The organism is Duganella violaceipulchra (assembly GCF_019166075.1).
Taxonomy (GTDB): domain Bacteria; phylum Pseudomonadota; class Gammaproteobacteria; order Burkholderiales; family Burkholderiaceae_D; genus Rugamonas; species Rugamonas violaceipulchra.
On record NZ_JAHTGR010000002.1, the window covers coordinates 282,682 to 304,690 of the forward strand.

A 22,009-nucleotide genomic window follows, 5' to 3' on the forward strand; every position below is an offset into this window, starting at 1 on the left:
GCAAGGTTAGCCGGCGTTCAGTTCCGCCACGAAGTCGTACATGTCGCCGCGGAAGTAGGAGCGGCAGAATTCCACCGCGCGGCCGTCGCGCAGGAAGCCGAGCCGCTCGACCGACAGGCCGGCGTCGCCCTCCTTGGCCTGCAGCAGCGCGGCCTGTTCGGCGTTGAGCAGCAGCGCCGACAGCCGCTGCAGGGCGCGCACCGGCCGGTTGCCGGCCCGCTCCAGCGCGTCGTACATCGAGACGTCGACCGCCTCCAGCGACGGCAGGCAGGACGCCACGATGGTCGCGTACTCCAGGCACATCGGCACGTCGTCGGCGTAGCGCATGCGGTGGAAGCGGTAGACCGCGGCGCCGGGACTGAGCCGCAGCCGCATCGCCTCGTCCGGCGTGACCGTGCCCTCCGAGCGCTTGAGCCAGACGCTGCGCGGCGTGCGCCCGCGCGCCCGCATGTCCTCGGAAAACGAGGTCAGCTTGGCGAAGTTCTTCTCGATGCGGGTGTTGATGAAGTTGCCGGAGCCGGGCCGGCGCACCAGCACGCCCTCGGCGACCAGGCCGTCGATCGCCTTGCGCACCGTGATGCGCGACACCGACAGGTCGGCCGCCAGCTGCCGTTCGGCCGGCAAGGCGTCCTCCGGCTTGAGCAAATGCTGCTCGATGGCCGAGCGCAAGGCCCGTTGCAGGCGCTGGTACAGCGGCAGGTTACTGGTCTCATTGAGGTGCGCCCGGATGTGTACCAGTGGTGTCAGAGTATCGCTGTCCATAACGCTGCAGGCATCCTGTTTGTAGTTGTCAATTGATAATACCAAAAAAAGACCAGCGTACAGCCGCCGTCACCTTTCGGATCTGCAAATATTTTTCGCAACACCCGCACAACCCGCATGAATGCTGGGTTTCAGGCTGTTGTATATCATCACAAGCGCGGTCCCTACCGGCGCTGCGGCGGTATTACATAGTTGCCGAAGACACACTCTGTATGCCGCATACAACATTCCAAAAAAGAATTTCAAAGTGGTAGTGATCTGGTATTAAAAGACGGGTATATTGGCGTTGGATTGGTTTTGTAAGTGGTTTGTAAGAAGTAAAAAGAACGGCATCAACAATCAGTGGGCTCGGCGGAGCCTTCATCAACGGGAGGGAATATGTACCAAAATTCAAATAACACGAAAATGTCCAAACTGACGCCTATCGCGACCGCAGCCGCCATCCTGGCGCTGAGCGTCTCGATGACCGCTCAGGCACAACAGGCCGCAGCGGACAAAGAGCCTGAAGTGGTGGTCGTCAGCGGCATCCGCGGCTCGCTGCAGCAATCGCTGTCGGTCAAGCGCAACGCGTCGAGCAACGTCGACGTGATCACCGCCGAAGACGTCGGCAAGATGCCCGACAAGAACGTCGCCGACTCGCTGCAACGCGTCCCTGGCGTGAACATCTCCACCTCAGGCGCCGGTTCGGGCGGCTTCGACGAAAACGATCGCGTGTCGATGCGCGGCACCGCGCCGTCGCTGACCCAGACCCTGATCAACGGCCACGCCGTCGCCTCGGGCGACTGGTTCGTGCTGGACCAGGTGGGCGGCGCCGTCGGCCGTTCCGCTTCGTACTCGCTGCTGCCGTCGGAAATCGTCGGCCAGGTGGTGGTCTACAAATCGCCGACCGCCGACCAGATCGAAGGCGGCTCGAGCGGCTCGATCGACATCCGCACCCGTCATCCGCTGGACTTCAAGCAGCCGATCTCGATGGAGGCGACGGTGCAGGCGGTGTACGCCACCCTGCCGGAAAAAACCGATCCGCAAGTGAGCGCGCTGTTCAACTGGAAAAACGACGCCGGCACGCTGGGCCTGATGGTGCAGGGCTTCTCGGAAAAACGCAGCCTGCGCCGCGACGGCCAGGAACTGCTGCAGTGGACCCAGGTCGCGCCGACCAACGCCGCCGTCAAGACCAATCCCGACCTGGCCAATGTCTGGTTCCCGCGCCTGATCGGCTCCTCGCTGTTCCAGCAGGAGCGCAAGCGCAAGGGCGGCCTGATCGACCTGCAATTCAAGCCTAGCCGCGACCTGAGCCTGGAGGCGACCTACTTCCGTTCGAAGATGGACGCGTCCAACTTCAACACCAACTACATGACCGACATGAACGGTTCCGGCATGCTCGGCTCCGGCGTCGCGCCCGATCCCGGCTACGTGATCCGCAACGGCACCCTGGTGTCGGCCTCGTTCGCCAACAAGGGCACGGCCGCCAAGCCGCTGCGCTACGGCATCGTCGACGACATCGTGCGCGAAGGCGCCTACGCCCAGACCGAGTTCTTCGACCTAGACGCCAAATGGCGCGCCACCGACAAGCTGGTGTTCACCGCCAAGGCCGGTTCCACCAAGGGCAAGGGCGTGACCCCGAGCCAGGGCGTGTTCGAGGGCGACGTCAACAACTCCGGCGCCAGCTACCAGTTGAATGGCCTGGGCAGCCCGGCCAACGTCAAGTTCCCTAGCATCGACGTCTCCAAGTTCACCGGCACCCCGCTGGACTGGGTGTTCGGCGTCTCGCCGGCCACCACCGACGACAAGGAGACCTATGGCCAGATCGACGCCGCCTTCGCGCTCGACAGCGGCGTGTTCCGCGAACTCAAGTTCGGCGTGCGCGGCTCGCACCACACCCGCGCCAACTTCGAAGTAGCGCAAGGTCCGAACTGGGCCAACACCGACGTTGGCGGCAGCAGCACCAACCCGGCCTGGAACGGCACCACCTATCCTGGCAACTTCGGCAAGGACCTGGGCGGCGACTTCCCTAGAAACGTCTGGATACTGGACCCGGCGATCCTGAACGCCTGGGGCGACCTGCACTCGAACCGCGACGTTTCGCGCACCTACTACCAGGACATGTTCGACCTGAAGGAAAACACCAAGGCGATCTACGCCCAGGCCGAGATGGAAGGCGACGGCTGGAGCGGCAACGTCGGCCTGCGCATCGTGCGCACCGAAGGCACCTCGAACGGCTACCAGATCCTGCAGAACCAGCCGGTCGGCGGCACGCTGCCAGCCTATCCATGGGGCGGTTTCGTGCAGAAGACGGCGATCGACAACAACAGCACCATCCCGCTGCCTAGCCTGAACCTGAAGTTCGACCTGCGCTCCGACCTGGTGGCCCGCGTCGGCCTGTCGCGCACCATGACCCGTCCCGACTACGGCGCCCTGGGCGGCGCGGTGCTGCTGACCGACGAGACCCATACCGGCAACGGCGGCAACGCGGCGCTCAAGCCGGTCAAGTCGAACAACCTGGACGCCAGCCTGCAATGGTACTTCGCACCGCGCGCCCTGCTGTCGGCCGGCGTGTTCTACATGGACCTGCATGACTACGTCGGCTACGGCGTCAGCACCGGCACCTTCATCGACAGCCGCGCTTCGCAGGAACAGAAGAAGCCGGTGTTCGCGACCTACAGCATCACCTCGCCGATCAACGTCGGCGCCAAGGTCAAGGGCATCGAACTGGCGGCGCAGGTACCGGTCGGCATGGGCTACGGCTTCGACGCCAACGCCACCTTCGCCGACTCGCACCTGGACTTCGGCGCCTGCCCGGCGATGCAGACCGCCACCTCCGGCGATCCATGCGACATGCTGGGCGCCTCGAAGACCACCGCCAACGCCGGCGCGTACTACGAGAACGACAAGTTCAACGTCCGCCTGAGCTACGCATGGCGCTCGGCCTTCCTGGCGGCCCAGGACCGCGGCACGCCGCTGTACCAGGACGCATCGGGCACCGTGTCGGCCTCGTTCAACTACAACATCAGCAAGAACATCGTGCTGACGTTGAGTGGCCAGAACCTGAACAACCCGATCCTGAAGAACTACATCTTCAACAAGGATCAACCGGCACGCTTCTATGCCAACGGCGCGCAGTACTACGCTGGCCTGCATATCAAGTATTAATCCGGGTAGTAAGCGGTAACCGTTTCATTGTGTAGTCTGTTCCCGCCACGGCCGCTCCCGGCCCTGGCGGGTTTTTTTATGCCATCATACGATTCATGAACCAGATCATCGAATACCAGGACCTCGACCCGGCGCGCTTTTATGGCGAGATCGTTGGCGGCTACCGGCCCGCCGTGCTGCGCGGCTTCGTGCGCCACTGGCCGGCCGTGCAGCAGGCGCGGCAAGCGCCGGAAGCGCTGTGCCAGTACCTGATGAGGTTCGACAGCGGCCACGAGGTCGACGCCGTCATGACGCCGCCGGACCAGCGCGGGCGCCTGTTCTACCAGCCGGACATGGAGGGCTTCAACTTCGTCCGCAACAAGGTGCCGGTGTCGAAAGTGATCGAGCAGCTGGCGCGCTACTCGCAGTTCGAGGCGCCGCCGTCGGTGGCGATCCAGAGCGCGCTGATCGACGACTGCCTGCCGCAATTCGCGCAGCACAACGTGGCGCCGGCGCTGCCGCCGTCGGTGCGGCCACGCATCTGGCTGGGCAACACCATCACCACGCCAGCGCACTTCGACGAATCGTACAACCTGGCCTGCGTGGTCAGCGGCGAGCGGCGCTTCACGCTATTCCCGCCCGGGCAGGTCGGCAACTTGTATATCGGCCCGCTGGATTTCGCGCCGACGCCGACGCCGATCAGCATGGTCAATTTCCGCGATCCGGATTACGCGCGGCACCCGCGCTTCCGGCAGGCGTTGGACGCGGCGCTGGTGGCCGACCTGCTGCCGGGCGACGCGCTGTTCATCCCGCCGCTGTGGTGGCACCACGTGCAATCGAACGGCATCCTGAACATGATGGTCAACTATTGGTGGAAGAACGAGCAGCCGGCGCCGGACGCCGGCACCACCTTCGAAGCGCTGGTGGCCACGCTGCAAAGCATGAAGCACCAGCCGCCGGAACTGCGCGCGGCATGGGGGGCAATCTTCCAGCACTACGTGTTCGATCCGGCGCAAGACCCGTCCGCGCATATACCGGAGCACAAGCAAGGCGTGCTGAACAACGCTCGTCCGCGCCCACTGGAATCCTGAACTACAGTGTCGGCAGGATTTTAAAGTCGCCGACCGGGGCCGCCTGCGCGACCACGTCTTCGACGCTGACATTTGTCACCCTGGAGGCGGGCGGCCCATGCCTGGCCCAGGCCACGATGGTCTCCATGGCTTGCGCCTCGCCCTCCACCCCGGCCTCCACCGAACCATCGCGCCGATTGCGCACCCAGCCGGACAAGCCCAGCGCCCTGGCCTGCTCCGCAAACGAAGTACGGTAGCCGACGCCCTGCACCCGTCCCACTATCGTCAGTCGAATCACGATACCTCCCAAATAAGCAATGGGGTCAAGTCTGACATTCGGACACAAGCTCAACCGTAAACTCCCTAACGGATGACCTCGTGTCCGAATGTCAGACTTGACCCCGTCGATCTAACGGATGACCTCGTGTCCGAATGTCAGACTTGACCCCGTCGATAGGGCAACAAATTATTTTGCATTTGCGGCAGATGCTGCACCTTTCGCCTTGGCCTCGTCGCCCGCCGTCACCACCGTCAGCCTGGCCGGATCGATGGCCTTGCGGAAGGCGGCGTTGACCTGCGCCAGCGTGGCCGCCTTGAGCTTGTCCTCGTATTCCTTGCTCCAGCTGTAGGTGCGGCTCATGTACAGGTTGCGCGTCCAGCCGGCGGCCAGCACGCTGTCTTTGGAACGGTTCTGCACCCGCTGCTGCAGCAGGCCCGATTTGGCGCCCGCCAGTTCGGCCGCCGTGAAGCCGTCCTTCACCGCCCGTTCCAGTTCCTGCCGGATCGCCGCCTCCAGCTTCTTCAGGTTCTGCGGCGCCGCGATGGCGTCGATGCCGAAGCTGCCGGCGCGGTCGATCTCGCCCGGCTGCAGGCCCGAACCGCCGCCGTAGGACAAGCCATCCTTCTGGCGGATGCGGTCCATCAGGCGCGATTTCAAACCGCCTTCGCCAAAGATGTAGTTGGCCAGGTCCAGCAGCGGATAATCGGGATCGTTGACGTTTAAATCGAGATTCATGCGCGCGGTGTAGAAGCCGTTCTCCTTGTCCGACGCATTGATGGTCTTGTGCAGCGGCGCCTTGTCCTCGTTGGAGGAAGTGATCGGCGCATAGGCCACCTTGCTGTCCCAGCCGCCGAAGCTGTCGGCGATGGTCTTGCTGGTCGCGGCCTTGTCAAAATCGCCGACGATCGCCAGCTCGCCGTGATTGGCGCCATAGTAGTCACGATGGAAGGCGATCACGTCTTCCAGTTTCAGCGCCTTCACCGCCGCCAGCTGCTCATCGACCGTCATCGGCGCGCGCACGTCGCCCTTCGGATAGTGGTTGAAATACAGGTCCACCTCCGTCCGCGCCAGCGCTTGCGGCTCGTTGCGCGAGGCCTCGATCCCCACCAGCCATTGCTGACGCAGCTGCTCGAACTCCGCCGCCGGGAAGCTGGCCTCCTTCAGCACATGCGCGACCACCCGCAGCGCCGCGTCCAGGTTCGGCCCCGTGGTATCGAAGCGATACAGGCTGCCGGAGATCTTCAGCTTCGCAAAGGCGTCGGCCAGCTGCTCGCGGCTGTATTTGCCGGTGCCGCGCATCAGCATCTCATTGGCCGCGTTCGAAACGATGGCGGTGTTGAACAGGTTTTTCTCCTCGCCCCAATGCAGCTGCATGTCCACCGAGACCGACTCGCCGCGATTCTTCTTGGTCAGCAGCGCGACCTTCAAGCCGCCGATGGTCTTGATCTCGGTGCGCGCATTGATATTCGCCTGGCTCGGATCGAACACCTCCGATGTCAGCACGCTGTCCTTGCCCTTGAAGTCCTTCATCACCTCCGCCACCGAAGGCGCGGCCGGGATCTCGGCGCGCAGCGGTGCATCCTCCGGCACGAAGCTGCCGACCACGCGGTTGTCGCGCTTCAGATAGCGCCCCGCCGCCGCCGCCACTTGCTCCGGCGTGATGCCCGGCAGCTTGTCGCGGCCCTCGAACAGCAAGCGCCAATCGCCCAGCGCGATCTCCTCGGACAAGCTCACGCCCACCCGCTGCGGATCATTGAGCGACTTCTCGATACCGTTGGCGAAGTTGCGCCGCGCGCGCTCCATCTCTTCGGCCGTCGGCGGCGTCGCCGCAAAGCCCTCCACCGTCGCGATCAGCGCATCGCGCACCGGCTCCAGCGGCTCGCCCGCCTTGACCACCGCGCCGATGATCTGCAAGCCCGGCGCATAGCCGGTCTGGCCAAAGCTGAACACCTGCGCCGCCTTGCCGCTCTCCACCAGCGCCTTGTGCAGGCGGCCGGTCGGGGTATCGCCCAGGATCTCGGACATGAAACTCAGCGCATCGCTATCCTGCTGCAAGGCCGACGGAATCTTGTAGCCCAGCGCGATCACCTGCATATCGCCCTTGCGGCGTACCACGAAGCTGCGCTCGCCGTCCTGCGTCGGCTCGACCGTCCAGAACGGCGGCAGGCTGCGTTTGGGCTTCGGGATCACGCCGAACGATTTGCTGATCCAGGCCAGCGTCTGCGCCGGTTCGAATTTCCCGGCCACCAGCAGCACCGCGTTGTCCGGCTGGTAGTAGGTGCGATAGAAGGCCTGCAGGTTCTCGATGCGCACGTTCTCGATGTCGCTGCGGTTGCCAATGGTAGAACGGCCATACGAATGCCAGTCATACGCCACGCTCTGCATGCGCTTGAGCAGCACCGAGAACGGATCGTTCTCGCCGCTCTCGTACTCGTTGCGCACCACCGTCATCTCGGAATCGAGATCCTTGCGCGCGATGAAGGAGTGCACCATGCGGTCGGCCTCCATGTCCAGCGCCCACTTCAGGTTGTCCTGGCTGGCCTGGAACACCTCGTAGTAATTGGTGCGGTCGTAGGAAGTGGTGCCGTTGAATTCCATGCCGCGGTTGGCGAATTCCTGCGGGATGCTGCGGTTCTTCGGTGCGCCCTTGAACATCATGTGCTCGAGCAGGTGGGCCATGCCGGTCTCGCCGTAGTTCTCGTGCCGCGAGCCGACCAGGTAGGTGACGTTGACCGTTACCGTCGGCTTGGAAGCGTCGGGAAACAGCAGCACCTTCAAGCCGTTCGGCAAGCGGTATTCGCTGATGCCCTCGACCGAGGGCCCCTTGACCACGCCGGCCGGCAAGGCCTGCGCCCACGCGCTGCCGGTGGCGACAAAGGACAGGCCGCACAGCATCAGGCTGGCGGCGGCGGCGTGTTTCAAACGGCTGTTGTTCATGAGCTCTCGCGAAAAAAACTGAAGAACAGGCAGCATACGCCCTCCCCCGCCCTCCTGGGTAGACGCTTAAGCAAATTTTAAAAGACGGGATCAGGCCTTTTCAGGCAGGATGCAGGCGTCGACCATTTGCAGGTCGTTGTCCTTGGCGAAGGAGATGACGAAGTGATAGGCCAGCGGTTCGAGCTGGCGCAGCTTGCCGTTGACCACCACCGACTTGACGCCATTGAGGACGGTCGGCGTGACATACGGCGAGAACTGCAAATGGGAATCGCGACCGCCGCCATAGCCTTCCGGCTTGAAGCAGGACATCACGCCGCACAGGCGCTCGGCCCAGTCGCTGGGACGGAACTGCCTGCCATTGCTGGTCTGGCCGAGGATGAAGAACGAATCCTGCTGTTCTGACGGTTTTTGAGCTGACTCTGCCATAGGCGGCTGCTTATGAGTAGATACTTGTTGGTAACAAGAATGCGTGGAAGATCCCGACGGGTGGCTCGGGCGGATATCATTCTGTAAGATTCTTACGTATTATATCTTATAGAAGACCTAAATACGTAAGTCATTGATTTCAATCCGGATTCCTACGCGATTAACCACTTTGGTGCAGAATAATCATCATTCCGCACCACAGCAATGCCGCTATTGTACCCGTGTTCGTGCCCGGTTACGGAGTCGCTCCGAGCCAGACCGCGCCCGACAACAGCAATAACAACATCATCCACAGCAGCAAGGCGCGCCACACCAGGCCCACCGTGCTTTGCAGCGCGCGCACGCTGGGCTCCTCGCCCGGCAACATGTCCGGCTCGTCGTCGCCGCTGTCGACGGTGGCGGCATCGGCCGGCAACACCTTGGCGGCGTTCTCCACCGGCGAGCCCAGGCGCACGCCCATGGCGCCGCCGCCGGCCGACAGGATGATGCCGATCGCCTCGTCCGCCCAGCGGTGGGCGAAGTTGCGCCAGGCGTAGATCGCGTCCTCGAAGTTGCCGACCACGGCGAAGGCCACGGCCGTCAGGCGCACCGGTATCCAGTCGATCCAGTAGAAGGCGCGCGCGGCGAACTGGCCGAAGGCCTCGTTGCGCATGTGCTCGGGTTCGTTCCAGGCGCGCGCCAGGTGCTCGGACACGCGGTACATGACGGCGCAGGCGGGGCCCAGCGGCATCAGGAACCAGAAGAACACGCCGAACACATTGCGGTGCGTGGTGATCAGCGATTTCTCGACGGCCAGGCGGGCGATCTCGGCCGCTTCCATGCCCACCGTGTCCTGGCGGGTCCACTCGGCCAGCAGCGCGCGCGCGGCGGCGTCGTCGCCAGCGTTGAGCGCCAGCTGGATCGAGGTGAAATAATGGCTGTAGTGGCGGAAGCCCAGGGTCAGGTAGACGATCAGCACGTTCCATGCGAAGGCCGCCAAGAACCAGTTGTAGTGCTTCAGCACCCAGTAGATCAGCGCCGTCGGCACCATCAGGATGGCCATCATCAGGAACCAGCCCATGCGGCCGTGGGTCGAGTCGCCGGCGTTAAACCAGATCTCCATCCGCAACGCCAGGCGCTTGATTTCAGCGTAGATCGGATTGTCCGCGCGCAGCGGCTTCATTTGCTCGATCAACAGCGCGCATAGAATGGAAAGAAAAGTCATTAGTGATCCTTTGAGTCGGCAGTCGCTACGATAGCCTAGTGCAGTTAAGCACGCAAGAAATGGAACAGATTGCGCAGCATGCCGGCCGTCGCGCCCCAGATGTAGTAGTCACCATACGGCATCGCGTAGAAGCTGCGCCGCCCACCCGGCAACTGTACCGACAGCCGCTGGTGGTTCAGGCCATCCATCAGGAAGGCCAGCGGCACCTCGAAGATTTCCGCCACTTCGGACGGATCGGCGGTCAGCTCGAACGGCGGCGCGATCAGGCCCACCACGGGCGTGACGCAATAACCGGTGCCGGTCAGATACTTGGGCAAGGTGCCCAGCACGTCCACATGGCGGCGCGCCAGGCCGATCTCCTCCTCCGACTCGCGCAGCGCGGTGTCGACCGCATCGCTGTCGTAGTCCTCGGCGCGGCCGCCGGGAAAGCTGATCTGGCCGCCATGATCGGTCAGGTGCGCGGTGCGCTGGGTCAGCAGGATGGTCAGGCCGTCCTCGCGCAGCACCAGCGGGATCAGCACCGAGGCCGGCGTCGGCGTGGGACGCTTGGACAGGCTGCCCAGCGATTCCTCGGCGCCCTCGGGCGTCCAGGCTGGCTGCTCGATGAAGCGCCCGCGCAGCCACGCGGGCGTCAGGCGCTCCGGCGCGAGCGCGGGTTCGCCGGCGATGGCATCTATGGGTAATTGCTGAGGGTCGAACAGGGGCTGGGCCAAACACTACCTCCACGAATGTAAAAAGGGGCACCGATGGCGCCCCTTCTATCCAAACACAAACGCAGCTATTAAGCGGCGGTTGCTTTCGCCACTGGGCGACGGTTTGGCAGTTTTTCCTTGATACGTGCCGATTTACCGGAACGATCACGCAGGTAGTACAGTTTAGCGCGACGTACGTCACCGCGGCGTTTCACTTCGATCGAAGCGATCAGCGGGGAGTACAGCTGGAAGGTACGCTCGACGCCTTCGCCGGACGAGATCTTACGAACGATGAAGTTCGAGTTCAGGCCACGGTTGCGACGGGAGATGACCACGCCTTCGTATGCCTGGGCGCGCTTGCGGGTGCCTTCGACTACGTTAACGTTGACGATCACGGTATCGCCAGGTGCAAAGTCAGGGATGCTTTTGCCCAGGCGAGCGATTTCTTCTTGCTCGAGTTGTTGAATCAGATTCATTTAATGACTCCATAAACCATCGTGCTGGCGCGCTATGAGTCGAAACTCGATGCCCAGTAGAGGATGGGGTTAAACAACCATGCGGACGACATGTCCGCCGGCTTCTACGACAACAGGTTTACAAACCTGCCAAAAACTTTTCATCAAGCTTGCTGAGCTGCCCTGCCTCACGCGCCTTGACCAGCAAATCCGGGCGCTTGCGCGCGGTCGCCTCCAGCATGCGCTGGCGGCGCCATTTCTCGATCTCGGCGTGGTTGCCGCCCATCAGTACCGGCGGCACGCCCACACCCTCATACGTTTCCGGCCGCGTGTAGTGCGGCGAATCGAGCAGGCCGTTGACGAAGCTGTCCTCGATCGCCGACGCATCCGTGTTCAGCACGCCGGGAATCTGGCGGATCACGGCATCCATCAAGGCCATCGCCGGCAGCTCGCCGCCGGACAGCACGAAATCGCCAAGGCTGATTTCCTCATCGATGCAACGGTCCAGCAAACGCTGGTCCACGGCTTCGTAGCGGCCGCACAGGATCACCAGACCGGGCTCCTGCTTCAGCTGCATCACGCGCTCGTGCGTCAACTGCTTGCCCTGGGGCGACATGAACACCACGCGGGGCGCGGGCAGACCGGCATCGGTCTGGCGCTGCTTCGCCGCGTTGAGCGTCGCTTCCAGGGGTTTGGCCAGCATCACCATGCCGGGGCCGCCACCATAGGGGCGGTCATCCACGGTGCGGTGATTGTCGGTCGTGAAATCACGCGGATTCCACAACGACAAGCCACATCTATTCTGTTCAAACGCGCGCCGGGTCACACCCGACTGCGTCAGTGCGGCGAACATTTCAGGGAACAGGGTCACGACATCGAATTGCATGGCGGGCCGCCCTTATGTTCTTTAATAATCAAGTCCCCAGTCGACGGTGATCTTGTTTGCGGCCTTGTCTACCTTGATGACAAACGCGTCCACAAATGGGATCAGGCGCTCTTGCGCCACGACTTCTGGTTCAGCGTCCGGCGTCGCGGCTGGCTGTATGCGCAAGATCGACTGCGGACCATTGCTCATCATGTCAGTCACCGTACCGAGGTGCTCACCTTGCAAATTCTCTACATCCAGACCAATCAACTCGGTCCAGTAAAACTCATCGTCGGACAAGGCCGGGAAACGACTGCGCGGAACCGAAACAGCTGCGCCCTTGAGCGCTTCTGCCATGTCCCGATCGGTCACTCCCGCCAGCTGTGCGACCACGTCGCCGCCATGCAGTTTGCACTGCTTGACTTCGACATCGCGCAAGCCAGGCTTGTCGATCCACCAGGTTTTTACCGACAGGAGTGCATCCGCATCTTCCGAGAAAGGGCGCACCCTTACCCAGCCAGCGACGCCGTAGGCACCAAAGACAAAGCCTACCTGTGCCAGATCGTCGGGGACTTGCACCCCGGATGCATTCTTATCGGTCAAACCAGCAACCAGACTTAAGCAGCTTTGTTCGAAGCTACCAGGCGAGCCACGGTAGGCGACAATTGTGCGCCAACCGATTGCCAGTGAGCCAGACGGTCAGCGGTGATGCGCAGTGGCACTTCGCCACCGGATGCCATCGGGTTGTAGAAACCGATGCGCTCGATGAAACGGCCATCGCGACGATTGCGCGAGTCGGTTGCAACGATGTTGAAGAACGGACGCTTCTTGGCGCCTCCACGAGCTAAACGAATAACGACCATAATATTTCCAAAAAGTGTGCTAGGACGGAAAAAGCCGCAAATTATAGCGCGCTTTGCCGCGAAGCAGCAAGCGTTAATGAAATAATCGGGCAGATTGGGGTAATCGAAGATTATCCCCCGAACCGGCGTGCGGGGCAATAGCCTTGTCCATAAAAAAGGTCCGCCGGGGGCCGTATTATGACCGATACTGCATGTTTTCCGTCTACTGCCGAACAAACATGACTGTTTCGCACCACACATCGCACAAAAACAAGACCTTCGCCACCCTGCTGGCCTTCCTGGTGGGCGGCCTCGGCCTGCAACGGCTGTACCTGCGCGGCCCGCGCGACCCCTGGCTGTGGGCCCACCTGGCCGCCTTGCCGGCCGCCGCCGCCATCGCCGCCGCCTGGCCGGACGCCGACGGCTTCTACAAGCTGCTGCCCATCATGGTCTCCGGCCTGGTCGGCTTCCTCGAGGCGCTGGTGCTGGGCCTGATGTCCGACGAAAAATGGGACGCCCGCTTCAACCCCGGCTCCGGCATGCAGTCGGACACCCACTGGCCGCTGGCCGTGGTGCTGGTGGCGAGCATGATGCTGGGCGCAGGCAGCCTGATCGCCACCATTTCCCGCCTATTTGACTTGTTGTACACTGGCGGTTCCTACGGTTAATAAGGAGAAAAAAGCATGAACCGTTCTATTCTGGCAGCACTGGTGCTGGCCACTCTGGCCTCGTCCGCCCAGGCGCAAACACCCAAAGAGCAATTCAACGCGGAATCCAAGCGCCTCGCCACCCGCTACGCGGACGACAAGAAGCTGTGCTCGGAAGAAAGCAACTCGGCCGCCCGCATGCAATGCACGCGCGACGCCAAATCCGAATACGACAAATCGCTGGCGCTGGCCAAGGCCCAGCTCAAAGCCAGCCCGGCCAAGCAGGCCAGCTGCATGGAATGCGGCAAGGTCACCTCGGTGGTGGTCAGCGAGAAGGCCGGCGAAGGCAGCGCGCTGGGCGTGATCGCCGGCGGCGTGGCAGGCGCCCTGCTGGGCAACCAGGTCGGCAGCGGCCATGGCCGCCAGCTGGCCACCGTCGCCGGTGCGGCCGGCGGCGCCTACGCCGGCAAGAAGATCGAAGAGAACGCCAAGTCCACCAAGCAGTGGACCGTGCACGTGCAGTACGACGACGGCAAGCAGGTCAGCTTCAACTTCGACCACGACCCGCGCATGCTGAGCGGCGACCGGGTCCGCAACGACAACGGCAACCTGGTCCGCAACTAGGTCAAATCAAAACAGCCTCCGGGCTGTTTTTTTTCATTCAACCATTTCTGGAGTCTTCGTGCACCATCCCGCCTTCCCCGCCCCATGGCAGCCGCTCGTCGACCAGGCCGCCACCACCCTGCGCGCGCTGGCGCTCGACGAGAGCGCCAAGGAAAAATTCTGCAACGATCCGCTGCTGCGCCCCTACATGCACAAGGTGTCGCAGCGCTACGTGGCCGGCCGCACCGTGACCGAGGCGCTGCAGCGGGTCGAACACATCATCGCCCAGGGCCATGCGGCCTCGGCCGAGTACATGGGCGAGAGCGTGCGCGACGAAAGCTTCGCGATGGCCGAGACCGAAGTATTCATGGAGCTGACCCGCGCCATCGGCCAGCGCAACCTGAACTGCTCGGTCTCGCTCGACCTGTCGCACGTGGGCATGACGGTGGATACGGAGCTGGGCTTTCGCAACGTCCGCCGCATCGCGCTGGCGGCCGCCGAAATCAACCGCGAAGTGATGATCTCGATGGAAGCGGCCGACCGCGCCGACGACATCTACGCCATCTACGCGCGCCTGCACAACGAGGAAGGCTTGCACAACGTCGGCATCACGGTGCCGGCCAAGCGCCACCGCAGCGCGCAGGACCTGCCGTCGCTGATGAAGATGCCCGGCCGCATCCGCCTGGTGAAGGGCGCCTTCCTCGAGTCGGAAGAAATCTCGCACCACCGCAACAGCCCGGAGCTGGCCGCAGCCTACCGCCGCTATGCGCAAGAACTGCTGCTGAGCGGCCACAAGTGTTCGATCGCCACCCACGACCGCAGCATCCAGCAAGACGTCAGCGCACTGATCCTGAAGGAGCGCATCGACCCGCGCTGGTTTGAATTCGAATCGCTGATCGGCCTGGGCACCGAGCAGATCGCCGAACTGCACGCGCGCGGCTTCCCCACCCGCGAATACGCCGTGTTCGGCGACGAGCACTTCCTCTACGTGCTCAACCGCATCGCCGAAGAGCCGGTGCGCGTGTACCAGGCCATCATCGATATGATGACGCCCTAGCCAGCCATTCAATGCAAGCGCAACGCCACCAGCGAGGTCATGCTGGACTCCGCCTCGCGGCGCGACCTGCTACTGCATAAAAAACGGGGTCAAGTCTGACATTCGGACACGAGCCCTACCGTAAGCGGCCGCTTACGGTAGGGCTCGTGTCCGAATGTCAGACTTGCCCCCCGGTTTTAAGACACGTTTAGAACTGGTCTTCGCTCAAGGCCAGCACACCTGCGCTGCCGTCGATGATGGCGCTGCGCAGGCCCGACGCTTGCGACAGGATGTGGTCGGCGAAGAAGCGCGCGGTGGCGATCTTGGCCTTGTAGAAGCTGGCGTCGCCTTCGTTGGCGTCCAGCTTCTGCTGCGCCACCAAGGCCGCGCGCGCCATCTGCCAGCCACCCAGCACCAGGCCGGCCAGCTTCAGGTACAGCACGCTGCCGGAGAACACGCCCTTGATGTCGCTCTTCATGTTGGCGACCACGTAGTCCACCACCGCTTCCAGATCCTTGCTGCCGGACGACAGCTGCGCCAGGATCGCCTTGAAGTCGGCACTATCTACCGCAGCCAGCTGCGCCTCGGTCGCGCGCACCTGGGCGATGATGCCCTTGGCCACGGCGCCGCCGTCACGCACGGTCTTGCGGCCGACCAGGTCGTTGGCCTGGATCGCGGTCGTGCCTTCGTAGATCGTCAGGATCTTCGAATCGCGGTAGTGCTGCGCCGCGCCGGTCTCTTCGATGAAACCCATGCCGCCGTGCACCTGCACGCCGTCGCGGGTCACGTCCTGCGACATCTCGGTCGACCAGCCCTTGATCACCGGCACCAGATACTCGTACACCGCCAGGTTGGCCTTGCGCACCTCGGCATCGGCGTGGCTGTGCGCCACGTCGCTGATGCCGGCGCCGACGTAGGCCAGCGCACGCGCCGCCTCCGTCTGCGAACGCATGGACATCAGCATGCGGCGTACGTCCGGATGATGAATGATAGCCACCGGACCGGCCGAACCGGCCAGGTCGCGCGACTGCACGCGGTCTTTGGCGAAGGCCACCGCCTTCTGGTAAGCGCGCTCGGCCAGGCCGATGCCCTGCAGGCCGACGCCGAAGCGGGCCGCGTTCATCATGATGAACATGTATTCCAGGCCGCGGTTCTCTTCGCCCACCAGCGTGCCGATGGCGCCGCCGTGGTCGCCGAATTGCAGTACGGCGGTCGGGCTGGCCTTGATGCCCAGCTTGTGTTCGATCGACACGCAATGCGCATCGTTGCGCGCGCCCAGCGTGCCGTCGGCGTTGACCAGGAACTTCGGCACGATGAACAGCGAAATACCCTTCACGCCAGGAGGCGCGTCCGGCGTGCGCGCCAGCACCAGGTGCACGATGTTCTCGGTGAAGTCGTGCTCGCCGTAGGTGATGAAGATCTTGGTGCCGAACACCTTGTAGGTGCCGTCGTCCTGCGGCACGGCGCGGGTGCGCACGGCGGCCAGGTCGGAGCCGGCTTGTGGCTCGGTCAGGTTCATGGTGCCGGTCCATTTGCCCGACACCAGGTTTTCCAGGTAGATGGCTTTTTGCGCATCGCTGCCCGCCGTCAGCAGCGCTTCGATCGCGCCGTCCGACAACAGCGCGCACAGCGCGAACGAGATGCTGCCGGCGTTGAGCATTTCAATGCACGGCGTCGCCAGCAGCTTGGGCAAGCCCTGGCCACCGAACTCCACCGGATGCTGCACACCCTGCCAGCCAGCCTCTGCAAACGCCTTGAAGGCGTCCTTGAAGCCCTTGGAGGTCGTGACCTGGCCATCGTGCCAGAAGCTCGGCTCTTTATCGCTAGGATTGTTCAGCGGCGCCACCACGTTGGCGACAAATTTCGCGTTCTCTTCCAGCACGGCTTCGGCCGTGTCCGGGGTCGCGTCTTCATTGCCCGGCAGCGCGTTGACGCCGGCCAGGTCGGCCAGTTCGTTCATCACGAACAGCATGTCTTTCAGGGGGGCTTGATATGGCATCTTATGTCTCCAAGAAAAAGGCCACGGCAATCCGGTCATCCGGATCAGCGTGGCCCTGTATTCATCACGGCTTGATTAGCCCAGTTCTGCAACCAGTTGCGGCACGATGTCGAACAGATCGCCCACAATGCCGTAGTCGGCAACGGAGAAGATCGGCGCTTCAGGATCTTTGTTGATCGCGACGATCACTTTGGAATCCTTCATACCGGCCAAGTGCTGGATCGCGCCGGAGATGCCGACGGCGATGTACAGCGTCGGCGCGACGATCTTGCCGGTCTGGCCGACTTGCCAGTCGTTCGGCACGTAGCCGGCGTCGACTGCGGCGCGCGATGCGCCCATGGCGGCGTTCAGCTTGTCAGCCAGCGGTTCCAGGATCTTGAACGCTTCGCCCGAGCCCATGCCGCGGCCACCGGAAACGATGATCTTGGCGGCGGTCAGTTCCGGACGGTCAGACTTGGCCAGCTCGCGGCCGACGAAGGCCGATTTGCCGTGGTCGGCAACTGCGGCGACGTTCTCGGTCGCAGCCGAACCGCCGGTGGCGGCGGCGGCGTCGAAGCCGGTCGAACGCACGGTGATGACCTTGATCTTGTCCGACGATTGCACGTAGGCGATCGCGTTACCGGCGTAGATAGGACGCTCGAAGGTGTCCGGCGAGTCGACCTTGGTGATTTCCGAAATCTGTGCAACGTCCAGCTTGGCGGCAACGCGCGGCAGGATGTTCTTGCCGTAGGCGGTGGCCGGAGCCAGGATGTGGCTGTACGAACCAGCCAGCGCCAGCACCTGCTCGGCGATGTTCTCGGCCAGGCCGTCGGCGAAGTAAGCGGCGTCGGCCACGATGACTTTCGACACGCCGGCGATTTGCGCGGCGGCGGCAGCGGCGGCGCCGGCGTTCGAGCCAGCGACCAGGACGTGCACGTCGCCACCGCATTGGGCTGCGGCGGTAACGGTGTGGAGGGTGCTGCCTTTCAGGCTAGCGTTGTCGTGTTCTGCAATAACCAATGCGACCATGATTTATCCTTTAGATGACTTTAGCTTCGGTGCGCAGTTTTGCGACCAGGGTGGCGACGTCCGGAACCTTGATGCCGGCCGAGCGCTTCGCAGGCTCAACGACTTTCAGGGTTTTCAGACGCGGGGTCACGTCGACGCCCAGGTCTTCTGGCTTGGTCACATCCAGCGGTTTTTTCTTGGCCTTCATGATGTTCGGCAGCGTCACATAACGTGGCTCGTTCAAACGCAGGTCGGTGGTGATGATCGCTGGCAAGGTCAGCGCCAGGGTTTCCAGGCCGCCGTCCACTTCGCGCGTCACGGTGACTTTGCCGTCTTCCAGCACCACTTTCGACGCGAACGTCGCTTGCGGCCAACCCAGCAGGGCTGCCAGCATCTGGCCGGTCTGGTTCGAGTCATCGTCGATCGCCTGCTTGCCCAGGATGATCAGCTGCGGCTGCTCTTTGTCAGCCAGCGCCTTGAGCAGCTTGGCCACCGCCAGCGGCTCCAGCTCGACGGCGGTCTCCACCAGGATGCCGCGGTCGGCGCCGATCGCCATGCCGGTGCGCAGGGTTTCCTGGCACTGGGTCACGCCGCACGATACGGCGACCACTTCGGTGACTTTGCCGGCTTCTTTGAGGCGCATCGCTTCCTCCAGCGCGATCTCATCGAATGGGTTCATCGACATTTTGACGTTGGCGATATCGACGCCAGTGCCGTCGGACTTGACGCGCACTTTGACGTTGTAGTCGACCACGCGTTTGACGGGTACCAAGACTTTCATAGCTGTGCCTTTGGAAAAATTAAAGAATTCGGGACTAAATTATGTGGGCTAGATTATATGAGAAATTCAGCCTGCACAAGAAAATAAAGCACGATCGTGCGTTTTTTTGCTAGTAGAAATCGTCTAAAAAATAAATCTCTCAGACGATGTTTCTAGGAAAAAGACGCAGCAGGCTTATTTGCGCTGCATCAAAAAGACAAATTCACGGCCGGTCTGGACATGGGACAACAGGGCGTTGCCGGTCTGCTTGGCGAATGCCTGGAAATCGCGCACCGAACCTGGGTCCGTCGCCATGATGCGCAGGACTTCGCCACTTTGCAACTCGGACAAGGCTTTCTTGGCCTTGAGAATCGGCAACGGGCAGTTCAGGCCGCGTGCGTCGAGTTCTTTGTGGAATTCCATGATTTCGTTTTCAAGTATCGTGTCGCTCATCAAGAACCCGCATGTTTTGTTAGGACTGACGTCATACTACTCCAAAACAGATCGAATGACGCGCTGCACCAAAATAGTTCATTGTGCGTTGCAAGTTTGCAACGGGAACTGGCAAGTATACAACAGCTCGCTCCAGACAACAACGGCCTGCGCAAGATACGCAGGCCGCATAGTTACTGCCTTCCTAGGCTTTTAGGCAACTTAAGCGCGCTCGCCCACCCAGCCCGGAACCGCCAACAAAGCAGCAGCCAGACCGCTAGGATCGGTACCGCCGGCCTGCGCCATATCAGGGCGTCCGCCGCCTTTTCCGCCCACTTGTTGTGCAACGAAGTTCACCAGCTCGCCGGCCTTGACCTTGGACGTGGCGTCCGCCGTCACGCCCGCGATCAGGCTCACTTTGCCATCGGCCACGCTGGCCAGCACGATGGCGGCGGTCTTCAGCTTGTCCTTCAGCTTGTCCATGGTTTCGCGCAGGCGGGCCACGTCGGCGCCTTCCAGCACCGCGGCCAGCACCTTGATGCCGTTGACGTCGACCGCCTGCGTGACCAGCTCATCGCCCTGGCCCGAAGCCAGTTTCGATTTCAGCGCGGCCAGTTCCTTCTCCAGCGCCTTGACGTGGTCCTGCACCTGGCCGATGCGCGCGGTCAGCTCTTCCGGCGTCGACTTCAGCGCGGCCGACGCTTCCAGCAGACGGCGGTTCATAGCCTGCACCAGCGCCAGGGCGCCCTCGCCGGTCACGGCTTCAACGCGGCGGATACCCGCTGCAACGCCGCCTTCACCGATGATCTTGAACAGCCCGATGTCGCCGGTGCGATGCACGTGCACACCGCCGCACAGCTCTTTCGAGGAGCCGATGTCGAGCACGCGCACTTCGTCGCCGTACTTCTCGCCGAACAACGCCATCGCGCCATGCTTGACCGCGTCGTCGAAGGACATGTTCTGCGCCTTGGTCGCGTGGTTTTCCAGGATCTCTTTGTTGACCTTGGCTTCCACTTCGGCGATCTGCTCGGCCGTCAGTGGTGCGTTGTGGCTGAAGTCGAAACGGGTCTTGTCGGGATCGACCAGCGAGCCCTTCTGCGCCACGTGCGCGCCCAGCACTTCGCGCAGGGCTTTGTGCATCAGGTGGGTGGCCGAGTGGTTGCGGATGGTGCGCGCGCGCTTGGCTTCGTCCACGTTGGCGCTGACCGCGTCGCCCACTTTCAGCGAACCGGTATCGAGCACGCCATGGTGGCCGAACACGTCGGCCTGGATCTTCAGCGTGTCGCTGACACTGAACTGCGCCGCGCCGGTGCCGATCACGCCCTGGTCGCCCACCTGGCCGCCGGATTCGGCGTAGAACGGCGTGGTGTCCAGCACCACGATGCCGGCCTGGCCAGCCTTCAGTTCCTGCACCGGCGTGCCGGCCGCGTACAGCGCGACAATCTTGCTGCTGTGGCTCAGGTTGTCGTAGCCGACGAATTTATTCTTCTCGCCCGAGTACTCGACCTTGGCGTCCTTGGTGGTCTTGCCGCCTTTGCGCGACAGTTCCTGGCTTTCCTTCAGCGCGACGTCGTAGCCGGCCTGGTCGAACTCGATATCGCGTTCGCGGCAGATGTCGGCGGTCAGGTCCGGCGGGAAGCCGTAGGTTTCGTACAAGGTGAAGGCGGTGGCGCCGTCGATGCCCTTGCCGTCCTTGGCCAGCTGGGCTTCCAGCACTTTCATGCCGGTTTCCAAGGTCTCGCCGAAGCGCTCTTCCTCGGCCTTGAGCATCTGGGCCACGCGGTCCTTGGCTTCTTCCAGCTCGGGATAGGCGGCGCCCATCTCGATCGCCAGGTCGGCCACCAGCTTGAAGAAGAACGGCTTGGTCTGGCCCAGCTTGTGGCCGTGGCGCAGCGCGCGGCGGATGATGCGGCGCAGGACGTAGGCGCGGCCTTCGCTGCCAGGGATCACGCCGTCGACGATCATGAAGGCGGCGGCGCGGATGTGGTCGGCGATCACGCGCAGCGACTTGCTTTCCAGGTCGGTGGCGCCGGTTTCGCGCGCGGCGGCCTTGATCAGCGCCTGGAACAGGTCGATCTCGTAGTTCGAGTGCACATGCTGCAGCACGGCGGCCAGGCGCTCCATGCCCATGCCGGTGTCGACGCACGGCTTCGGCAGCTTGTGCATCACGCCCGCTTCGTCGCGGTTGAACTGCATGAACACCAGGTTCCAGATTTCGATGAAGCGGTCGCCGTCTTCGTCGGGCGAGCCTGGCGGGCCGCCTGGAATGTCGGCGCCGTGGTCGTAGAAGATCTCGGTGCACGGGCCGCATGGGCCGGTGTCGGCCATCTGCCAGAAGTTGTCCGACGCGTAGCGCGCGCCCTTGTTGTCGCCGATGCGGATGATGCGCTCTTGCGGCACGCCCACTTCGTTGGCCCAGATGTCGTAGGCCTCGTCGTCTTCCATGTAGACGGTGACGGTCAGCTTGTCGACCGGCAGGCCGTAGACCTTGGTTAGCAGTTCCCACGCGTAGTTGATGGCGTCGCGCTTGAAGTAGTCGCCGAAGCTGAAGTTGCCCAGCATTTCAAAGAAGGTGTGGTGACGCGCGGTGTAGCCGACGTTTTCCAGATCGTTGTGCTTGCCGCCGGCGCGCACGCAGCGCTGCACCGAGGTGGCGCGGGTGTACGGACGGCTGTCGGTACCGGTGAACACGTCCTTGAACTGCACCATGCCGCTGTTGGTCAGCAGCAGGGTCGGGTCGTTGCCAGGCACCAGAGAGCTGGAACGGACAATCGAATGACCCTTGGATTCAAAAAACTTGAGGAATTTGTCGCGGATTTCAGATGATTTCATGTCGTAAGCAGTGGTAGCTGGCAAATGCAAAGGGTTGATTATATATGACCGTGA

At 62.8% G+C, this 22,009-nt stretch carries 20 protein-coding genes; 5 read left to right on the plus strand and 15 right to left on the minus strand.

From position 1 onward, the window contains the following. Window positions 1-6: 6 nt before the first annotated feature. A complete protein-coding gene (locus tag KVP70_RS04180) occupies window positions 7-762 on the minus strand; it encodes a GntR family transcriptional regulator (RefSeq protein ID WP_020705423.1) in 756 nt (251 codons plus the stop codon). Between the two features lie 405 nt (window positions 763-1,167). Between KVP70_RS04180 and KVP70_RS04185 the strand changes: the two genes are divergently transcribed. Both KVP70_RS04185 and KVP70_RS04190 read left to right on the plus strand, forming a co-directional pair. Continuing rightward, window positions 1,168-3,909 carry a TonB-dependent receptor gene (locus KVP70_RS04185; RefSeq protein ID WP_217940835.1) on the plus strand — a complete coding sequence of 914 codons (2,742 nt, stop codon included), beginning with the start codon at window positions 1,168-1,170 and terminating at the stop codon, window positions 3,907-3,909. A gap of 95 nt (window positions 3,910-4,004) precedes the next feature. After that, complete coding sequence (locus KVP70_RS04190) at window positions 4,005-4,979, plus strand: cupin-like domain-containing protein (protein WP_217940836.1); 975 nt, start codon at window positions 4,005-4,007, stop codon at window positions 4,977-4,979. 1 nt (window position 4,980) lies between these two features. On the opposite strand, the gene KVP70_RS04195 is transcribed toward KVP70_RS04190, so the two are convergent. From KVP70_RS04195 to rpsP, 9 genes are all read right to left on the minus strand, one after another. Beyond that, window positions 4,981-5,256 carry an acylphosphatase gene (locus KVP70_RS04195; protein ID WP_217940837.1) on the minus strand — a complete coding sequence of 92 codons (276 nt, stop codon included), beginning with the start codon at window positions 5,254-5,256 and terminating at the stop codon, window positions 4,981-4,983. Window positions 5,257-5,424: 168 nt separating this feature from the next. Further along, entirely contained in the window at window positions 5,425-8,175 is a 2,751-nt protein-coding gene (locus KVP70_RS04200) for a M16 family metallopeptidase (protein ID WP_217940838.1), read from the minus strand. Window positions 8,176-8,265: 90 nt separating this feature from the next. Further along, window positions 8,266-8,601, minus strand: coding sequence for a DUF3579 domain-containing protein (locus KVP70_RS04205; RefSeq protein WP_026335135.1), 336 nt, complete (start codon window positions 8,599-8,601; stop codon window positions 8,266-8,268). A 235-nt stretch (window positions 8,602-8,836) separates the two neighbouring features. After that, complete coding sequence (locus KVP70_RS04210; RefSeq protein ID WP_217940839.1) at window positions 8,837-9,805, minus strand: CobD/CbiB family protein; 969 nt, start codon at window positions 9,803-9,805, stop codon at window positions 8,837-8,839. Window positions 9,806-9,849: 44 nt separating this feature from the next. Then, a complete protein-coding gene (locus KVP70_RS04215) occupies window positions 9,850-10,518 on the minus strand; it encodes a CoA pyrophosphatase (RefSeq protein WP_217940840.1) in 669 nt (222 codons plus the stop codon). Window positions 10,519-10,586: 68 nt separating this feature from the next. Next, the gene (gene rplS, locus KVP70_RS04220) at window positions 10,587-10,973 is read right to left on the minus strand and encodes a 50S ribosomal protein L19 (protein WP_008446022.1); all 387 of its coding nucleotides are present in this window, start codon (window positions 10,971-10,973) and stop codon (window positions 10,587-10,589) included. A 118-nt stretch (window positions 10,974-11,091) separates the two neighbouring features. Beyond that, entirely contained in the window at window positions 11,092-11,838 is a 747-nt protein-coding gene (trmD, locus tag KVP70_RS04225; RefSeq protein ID WP_217940841.1) for a tRNA (guanosine(37)-N1)-methyltransferase TrmD, read from the minus strand. Window positions 11,839-11,859: 21 nt separating this feature from the next. Continuing rightward, window positions 11,860-12,420 (minus strand): ribosome maturation factor RimM, encoded by a 561-nt coding sequence (gene rimM / locus KVP70_RS04230; protein ID WP_229224588.1) that lies wholly within the window; start codon window positions 12,418-12,420, stop codon window positions 11,860-11,862. A 14-nt stretch (window positions 12,421-12,434) separates the two neighbouring features. Continuing rightward, window positions 12,435-12,680, minus strand: a complete 246-nt coding sequence (gene rpsP, locus KVP70_RS04235) for a 30S ribosomal protein S16 (RefSeq protein ID WP_008446017.1) — start codon at window positions 12,678-12,680, stop codon at window positions 12,435-12,437. A 218-nt stretch (window positions 12,681-12,898) separates the two neighbouring features. Here rpsP and KVP70_RS04240 point away from each other — a divergent pair, with 218 nt between their 5' ends. Genes KVP70_RS04240 through KVP70_RS04250 form a run of 3 tightly spaced genes read left to right on the plus strand, consistent with a single transcriptional unit; the run spans window position 12,899 to window position 14,966 of the window. Next, complete coding sequence (locus tag KVP70_RS04240; RefSeq protein ID WP_217940842.1) at window positions 12,899-13,327, plus strand: TM2 domain-containing protein; 429 nt, start codon at window positions 12,899-12,901, stop codon at window positions 13,325-13,327. A 15-nt stretch (window positions 13,328-13,342) separates the two neighbouring features. Beyond that, on the plus strand, window positions 13,343-13,930 hold the full coding sequence (locus KVP70_RS04245; protein ID WP_217940843.1) for an outer membrane lipoprotein: 588 nt from the start codon (window positions 13,343-13,345) through the stop codon (window positions 13,928-13,930). Between the two features lie 58 nt (window positions 13,931-13,988). Continuing rightward, a complete protein-coding gene (locus KVP70_RS04250; RefSeq protein WP_217940844.1) occupies window positions 13,989-14,966 on the plus strand; it encodes a proline dehydrogenase family protein in 978 nt (325 codons plus the stop codon). A 187-nt stretch (window positions 14,967-15,153) separates the two neighbouring features. Here the strand turns inward: KVP70_RS04250 and KVP70_RS04255 are convergent, their stop codons facing one another. The 5 genes from KVP70_RS04255 to alaS all read right to left on the minus strand — a co-directional run bounded on the left by KVP70_RS04255 (window position 15,154) and on the right by alaS (window position 21,955). Continuing rightward, window positions 15,154-16,944 (minus strand): acyl-CoA dehydrogenase, encoded by a 1,791-nt coding sequence (locus KVP70_RS04255; RefSeq protein ID WP_217940845.1) that lies wholly within the window; start codon window positions 16,942-16,944, stop codon window positions 15,154-15,156. A 75-nt stretch (window positions 16,945-17,019) separates the two neighbouring features. Further along, window positions 17,020-17,952, minus strand: a complete 933-nt coding sequence (locus KVP70_RS04260) for an electron transfer flavoprotein subunit alpha/FixB family protein (RefSeq protein WP_217940846.1) — start codon at window positions 17,950-17,952, stop codon at window positions 17,020-17,022. 10 nt (window positions 17,953-17,962) lie between these two features. After that, on the minus strand, window positions 17,963-18,712 hold the full coding sequence (locus tag KVP70_RS04265) for an electron transfer flavoprotein subunit beta/FixA family protein (protein ID WP_020705405.1): 750 nt from the start codon (window positions 18,710-18,712) through the stop codon (window positions 17,963-17,965). A gap of 174 nt (window positions 18,713-18,886) precedes the next feature. Then, entirely contained in the window at window positions 18,887-19,144 is a 258-nt protein-coding gene (locus tag KVP70_RS04270) for a sulfurtransferase TusA family protein (RefSeq protein ID WP_008445984.1), read from the minus strand. A gap of 201 nt (window positions 19,145-19,345) precedes the next feature. After that, on the minus strand, window positions 19,346-21,955 hold the full coding sequence (alaS, locus tag KVP70_RS04275) for an alanine--tRNA ligase (RefSeq protein WP_217940847.1): 2,610 nt from the start codon (window positions 21,953-21,955) through the stop codon (window positions 19,346-19,348). Window positions 21,956-22,009: the final 54 nt, after the last annotated feature.